At 56.7% G+C, this 3,990-nt stretch carries 7 protein-coding genes and 1 tRNA gene; all 8 read right to left on the reverse strand.

Annotated features, from left to right (window positions below):
- Nucleotides 1-228: 228 nt before the first annotated feature.
- Complete coding sequence (rplL, locus tag BM438_RS44285; RefSeq protein WP_054043372.1) at nucleotides 229-603, reverse strand: 50S ribosomal protein L7/L12; 375 nt, start codon at nucleotides 601-603, stop codon at nucleotides 229-231.
- Nucleotides 604-666: 63 nt separating this feature from the next.
- Nucleotides 667-1,170, reverse strand: coding sequence for a 50S ribosomal protein L10 (gene rplJ, locus BM438_RS44290; protein WP_054043370.1), 504 nt, complete (start codon nucleotides 1,168-1,170; stop codon nucleotides 667-669).
- Nucleotides 1,171-1,472: 302 nt separating this feature from the next.
- Nucleotides 1,473-2,171: a 50S ribosomal protein L1 gene (gene rplA / locus BM438_RS44295; protein WP_011490061.1), complete on the reverse strand. Its 699-nt coding sequence runs from the start codon at nucleotides 2,169-2,171 to the stop codon at nucleotides 1,473-1,475.
- Complete coding sequence (rplK, locus tag BM438_RS44300) at nucleotides 2,172-2,603, reverse strand: 50S ribosomal protein L11 (protein WP_025496715.1); 432 nt, start codon at nucleotides 2,601-2,603, stop codon at nucleotides 2,172-2,174.
- Between the two features lie 165 nt (nucleotides 2,604-2,768).
- Nucleotides 2,769-3,326 carry a transcription termination/antitermination protein NusG gene (gene nusG, locus BM438_RS44305; RefSeq protein WP_007180147.1) on the reverse strand — a complete coding sequence of 186 codons (558 nt, stop codon included), beginning with the start codon at nucleotides 3,324-3,326 and terminating at the stop codon, nucleotides 2,769-2,771.
- Between the two features lies 1 nt (nucleotide 3,327).
- Nucleotides 3,328-3,708: a preprotein translocase subunit SecE gene (gene secE, locus BM438_RS44310; protein WP_046567533.1), complete on the reverse strand. Its 381-nt coding sequence runs from the start codon at nucleotides 3,706-3,708 to the stop codon at nucleotides 3,328-3,330.
- A gap of 36 nt (nucleotides 3,709-3,744) precedes the next feature.
- Nucleotides 3,745-3,820: transfer RNA gene (locus BM438_RS44315), tRNA-Trp, on the reverse strand.
- 65 nt (nucleotides 3,821-3,885) lie between these two features.
- On the reverse strand, nucleotides 3,886-3,990 hold a 105-nt coding region (locus BM438_RS44320), incomplete at its 5' end, for an EF-Tu C-terminal domain-related protein (RefSeq protein WP_482811913.1).

The following is a 3,990-nucleotide window of genomic DNA, read 5'->3' on the forward strand; positions in this document are numbered from 1 at the left end:
TGGCTGACGGCAGCGGATGCCTATGTTGCCCGCTACCCGACCAAACTTGCCTTCTGCAGTCGCTTCAGAAGACAAAGAGAAGCGCCGGTCAATATTGCCGACAGGCGATTTTCTTTGGCTTCTGGGACCCCTGTTCTTGCCGAAACTAGCTGACAAAAACATGGTTCCCACAAAGCACAAAAAGGCCGGCGGTGGAAAACCGCCAGCCTTCGCACAACGCGCCGAAACTTACTTGATTTCAGCCTTCGCGCCGGCTTCTTCCAACTTCTTCTTGGCTTCTTCAGCAGCAGCCTTCGGTACCGATTCCTTAACAGGCTTCGGTGCACCGTCGACCAGGTCCTTCGCTTCCTTCAGGCCGAGACCCGTCAGTTCACGAACAGCCTTAATGACCGAAACCTTGTTCGCGCCGACTTCCGTCAGGTTGACCGTGAATTCGGTTTGCTCTTCAGCAGCAGCAGCAGCGCCGCCGCCTGCCGGGCCTGCCACTGCAACAGCAGCTGCCGACACGCCAAACTTTTCTTCGAACGCCTTGACCAGCTCGTTCAGTTCCAGAACCGACATCGAGCTTACTGCCTCGAGGATGTCATCTTTTGCGATTGCCATTTGAAATACTCCTAAATTGAATTCGGATACAGCCAGCGATCAATCACGCTCGACTGAAGTGCGTTACGCAGCAGCTTCTTCACCTTGTTTCTTTTCTGCCAGCGCGGCCAGAGCGCGCGCAAAGCCGGAAACAGGTGCTTGCATAACGTACAACAGCTTGGAGAGCAGTTCTTCGCGGCTCGGGATGTTTGCCAGCGCTTGCACGCCAGCCTTGTCCATCACCTTGCCTTCGTAGGAACCAGCCTTGATGATCAACTTGTCATTGCTCTTGCCGAAGTCGTTGACGACCTTAGCAGCGGCAATGGCATCTTCCGAGATGCCGTAGATCAGGGGACCGGTCATCTGCTCTGCCAAAGAAGCAAACGGGGTACCTTCAACAGCGCGACGCGCCAGCGTGTTTTTCAACACGCGAAGGTAAACCTGTTGCTCACGCGCTTTCGCGCGCAGCTTGGTCAGATCGCCAACCGTGATCCCACGATACTCAGCCAGAACCACGGTCTGGGCTTTCGCGACTTGCGCGGCAACCTCAGCGACGACGGCCTGCTTGCTTTCTTTATTGAGTGGCACGGTTAACCTCCAGATTCGATACACGCAGCGTGCGCCTTGTGTACCGCGTTCAATAACGGCGTCCGACCAGTCAGGAGTATTTCGACCGCCCGATGCCCACATTGCTGCGGACATCAAACGGTTTCATCACTACAAAACCTTTTCGGGTTCGCCATCTGCGTTGGCTTTGCATTAAGGGTTCGCCTACCTGATGCGTTCCCGCCAACGGTCTTTGACAACCGGTCGCTCGATGCAGACTGCCATCTTGCGACCGCCCAAAGCCCATAAAACCGCCTCGACTCGCATCGAGGCGATGAAATTTATTACTGTGCTGCGAGCGATGCCTGGTCGACGCGAACGCCAACGCCCATCGTGCTCGACAACGCAACCTTGCGCAGGTACACACCCTTGCTCGTTGCCGGCTTCGCCTTTTGCAGCGCGTCGACGAGAGCGTTCAGGTTGCTACGCAGAGCCGTCGGCTCGAACGAAGCACGACCAATCGTGGCGTGGATGATACCGGCCTTGTCCACACGGAATTGCACCTGACCAGCCTTGGCGTTCTTGACTGCAGTCGCGACGTCCGGCGTGACCGTGCCAACCTTCGGGTTCGGCATCAGGCCGCGCGGGCCGAGGATCTGACCGAGCGTACCGACAACGCGCATCGTGTCCGGCGAAGCGATCACGATGTCGAAGTCCAATTTGCCAGCCTTGACTTGTTCAGCCAGGTCTTCCATACCGACGACTTCTGCGCCGGCTGCACGAGCTTGCTCAGCCTTTTCGCCTTGTGCGAACACAGCCACGCGAACCGACTTACCGGTACCTGCCGGCAACACGACCGAGCCACGAACCACTTGGTCCGACTTCTTCGCGTCGATGCCGAGTTGCACTGCAACGTCGATCGACTCGTCGAACTTCGCGCTTGCGCATTCCTTCACGAGCGACAGAGCTTCGTCGATCGCGTACAGCTTTTGACGATCAACCTTGGCTGCAAATGCTTGCAGACGTTTTGAAAGCTTAGCCATTTACACGCCCTCCACGGTGATGCCCATCGAGCGGGCGCTACCAGCGATCGTACGAACCGCTGCGTCCAGATCAGCTGCCGTCAGATCGGGCATCTTGGTCTTGGCGATGTCTTCAGCTTGAGCGCGGGTGATCTTGCCGACCTTGTCGGTATGCGGCTTAGCCGAACCCTTGTCGATCTTCGCTGCCTTCTTGATCAGAACCGTAGCCGGCGGCGTCTTCAGAACGAACGTGAAGCTCTTGTCCGCAAACGCGGTGATCACGACCGGAATCGGCAGACCCGGTTCCATAGCTTGAGTCTGCGCGTTGAACGCCTTGCAGAACTCCATGATGTTCAGGCCGCGTTGGCCCAGTGCCGGACCGACCGGCGGCGACGGGTTGGCTTTACCTGCAGGAATCTGCAGCTTGATAAAGCCGATGATTTTCTTTGCCATTTTGAAAACCTCTTAGGAACGCCGCCCTAGTACAAGCGGACATTCAGTGAGTAGTAGCGCGCGTTCGCCGAAAAACAGACTACTTACGCTCCTCAACGGCCATTACGCGGACCGTAAGCGCGAAATACGGAACGCACCGACCGGTGCGCCCCGTAGAATTCTGGATTACAACTTTTCGACCTGGCCGAATTCCAGCTCGACCGGCGTTGCGCGGCCGAAGATTGTAACGGAAACACGGACGCGCGACTTTTCGTAGTTCACTTCTTCGACGCTGCCGTTGAAATCCGTGAACGGACCGTCCTTCACCCGCACCATCTCGCCTACTTCGAACAGGGTCTTCGGACGCGGCTTTTCCACGCCTTCCTGCATTTGCGACATGATCTTCTCGACTTCCCGCGGGGAAATCGGGCTCGGACGATTACGCGCACCGCCTACGAAACCCGTCACCTTTGCCGTGTTCTTCACGAGGTGCCACGTTTCGTCTGTCATTTCCATTTCCACAAGGACATAGCCCGGGAAGAAACGACGTTCGGTCACCGATTTGTGACCGCCTTTCACCTCGACCACTTCTTCAGTCGGAACGAGGATTTGACCAAACTGGTCTTGCATGCCAGCACGTTCGATGCGCTCTTGAAGCGCACGTTGCACGCTCTTCTCCATGCCGGAGTAGGCGTGCACCACGTACCAACGTTTGCCGCTCGGGGATGCCGGAGTATCGCTCATATCATTTCCAACCCAGAATCACCGAGAAAATCGCCCATTCAATGGATTTATCGCTAATCCAAAGAAAGATCGCCATGACGAACACGAAGCCGAACACTACGAGCGTTGTCTGGGTGGCCTCTTTACGAGTCGGCCAGACAACCTTGCGAACTTCTTTGTACGAGTCTTTGGCGAAAGCGATGAAACCCTTGCCAGGCGCGGAGAGAAGACCGACTGCAACACCCGCGATAGCGCCAACAGCCAAGGCGGCTCCGCGGACGTACCATTCCTGGCCGCTGAGCCAGAAGAACCCCACGAACCCGGCCAAGACCAACAATACGCCCGCGACGAGCATCAGCTTGTCGCCGGATGTATTTACAGTTTCGACGGAAGGATTCGCCATAACACCTTAACGAAGCGCCATATACGACGCGAGAGTTGGCAGGGGCAGAGGGAATCGAACCCCCAACCTTCGGTTTTGGAGACCGACGCTCTGCCAGTTGAGCTATACCCCTAAACCATTTTGGGGTTGACGACACCGCCAACCCCGAAACTACCGATCAACGAGAACTTTCTGGCGTTACTCGAGGATCTTGGCAACCACACCTGCGCCGACCGTACGGCCGCCTTCGCGAATTGCGAAACGCAGACCTTCTTCCATCGCGATCGGGTTGATCAGCTTCAC

The sequence above is a fragment of the Paraburkholderia aspalathi genome (assembly GCF_900116445.1).
Taxonomy (GTDB): Bacteria; Pseudomonadota; Gammaproteobacteria; order Burkholderiales; family Burkholderiaceae; genus Paraburkholderia; species Paraburkholderia aspalathi.

Coding starts and splice junctions, on each gene's coding strand:
- rplL (WP_054043372.1), bottom strand. CDS start 603: ATGGCAATCGCAAAAGATGACATCCTCGAGGCAGTAAGCTCGATGTCG.
- rplA (WP_011490061.1), bottom strand. CDS start 2,171: ATGGCTAAGCTTTCAAAACGTCTGCAAGCATTTGCAGCCAAGGTTGAT.
- rplK (WP_025496715.1), bottom strand. CDS start 2,603: ATGGCAAAGAAAATCATCGGCTTTATCAAGCTGCAGATTCCTGCAGGT.
- nusG (WP_007180147.1), bottom strand. CDS start 3,326: ATGAGCGATACTCCGGCATCCCCGAGCGGCAAACGTTGGTACGTGGTG.
- secE (WP_046567533.1), bottom strand. CDS start 3,708: ATGGCGAATCCTTCCGTCGAAACTGTAAATACATCCGGCGACAAGCTG.